Below are 1,150 nucleotides of genomic sequence, written 5' to 3'. Positions count from 1 at the left end.
AAGGTAACGATGCAATTCAAGTAGCCCCAGACACCGAACTGCCATTGTTCAGTGGAACTGGTTTAGAAAACATCACCTATGGTGAAGATGGTGTACGTAGTTACATCATCCGCTCCAACAACTTAGATTACTATGCTAAGAGTGGAGAAACGATTTTTAACAGCCCTACCTTGATGGTTTACCGAGAAGGTAGCGTCGTCGAGTGGAAGGTAACAGCCACAAGAGCTGTTTTAGATGAAGACCAAGTGCTGACTTTGTACGACAAAGTCTTAATGCAAAACCTATTACCGGGCGCCAGTTTCGATACGATGGCGACCGATAAGTTGGTCATCAATCTAACCAATCGTGATTTTAAAGCCGATCAACAAGTAATGTTGGTTGGACCGCAATTTGAAACTACTGGAGGCGCGATGCAAGGAAACTTAAAACAGCACACCGCGACTCTAACGAATGAAGTTCAAGGTCGATATGAAACCGTTACACCTTAGTCTACTGGCACTAGTATTAGCAGCGCCTCAAGCGTTTGCACTTAAGTCGGATACTCAACAGCCGGTTTACATAAACTCTGACACCCAACAGGTGGACATGAAGAGTAACCAGGTCATTTTTAAAGGTGATGTCTCGCTTAAGCAAGGCAGCATCAATATCGATGCAGATAGAATTGTTGTCACTCGCGATCCAAAAACGGAAGCAATCAAACAAATTCAAGCATTTGGTAAGCCTGCGACATTTTCGCAGCTGATGGACGATGGTAAAACGTTAAGTGGTCAAGCAACCGAGCTCGATTACCGCATCTCGACTGACGAACTGACCATGAAAGGCCAAGCGCAGCTCGCTCAAGATGGTAACACCATCAAAGGCTCATCGATTCGTTACCAAATCGGTCAACAGAAGTTGGTGGCTGACAGCTCTAAAAACGAGCGTGTAACCACGATTTTGCAACCCAATCAGATAGAGAACTAATATGGCGGTACTGAGTGCAAAAAATCTCGCAAAGAGCTACAAAAAGCGCAAAGTCGTCACCGATGTTAGCTTAGAAGTAGAGTCTGGTCAGATTGTGGGCTTACTTGGTCCTAACGGTGCCGGTAAAACCACCTCGTTTTACATGATTGTTGGTCTGGTGCCTCGTGATGAAGGCACCATCACCATT

At 45.2% G+C, this 1,150-nt stretch carries 3 protein-coding genes; all 3 read left to right on the top strand.

Annotated features, from left to right (window positions below; genetic code table 11):
- Positions 1–14 precede the first annotated feature (14 nt).
- The gene (gene lptC / locus R7Q47_RS25750; protein WP_318090197.1) at positions 15–488 is read left to right on the top strand and encodes an LPS export ABC transporter periplasmic protein LptC; all 474 of its coding nucleotides are present in this window, start codon (positions 15–17) and stop codon (positions 486–488) included.
- The gene (gene lptA, locus R7Q47_RS25745; protein WP_005467803.1) at positions 469–963 is read left to right on the top strand and encodes a lipopolysaccharide transport periplasmic protein LptA; all 495 of its coding nucleotides are present in this window, start codon (positions 469–471) and stop codon (positions 961–963) included. The genes lptC and lptA overlap by 20 nt, the downstream gene beginning before the upstream one ends.
- A gap of 1 nt (position 964) precedes the next feature.
- Positions 965–1,150, top strand: a 186-nt coding sequence (locus R7Q47_RS25740; protein ID WP_318090196.1) for an ATP-binding cassette domain-containing protein, incomplete at its 3' end; no start/stop codon positions are given.

This window comes from Vibrio sp. Vb0349, from assembly GCF_033338975.1.
This window is presented reverse-complemented; position numbering and strand designations above follow the sequence as displayed.

Coding starts and splice junctions, on each gene's coding strand:
- lptA (WP_005467803.1), top strand. CDS start 469: ATGAAACCGTTACACCTTAGTCTACTGGCACTAGTATTAGCAGCGCCT.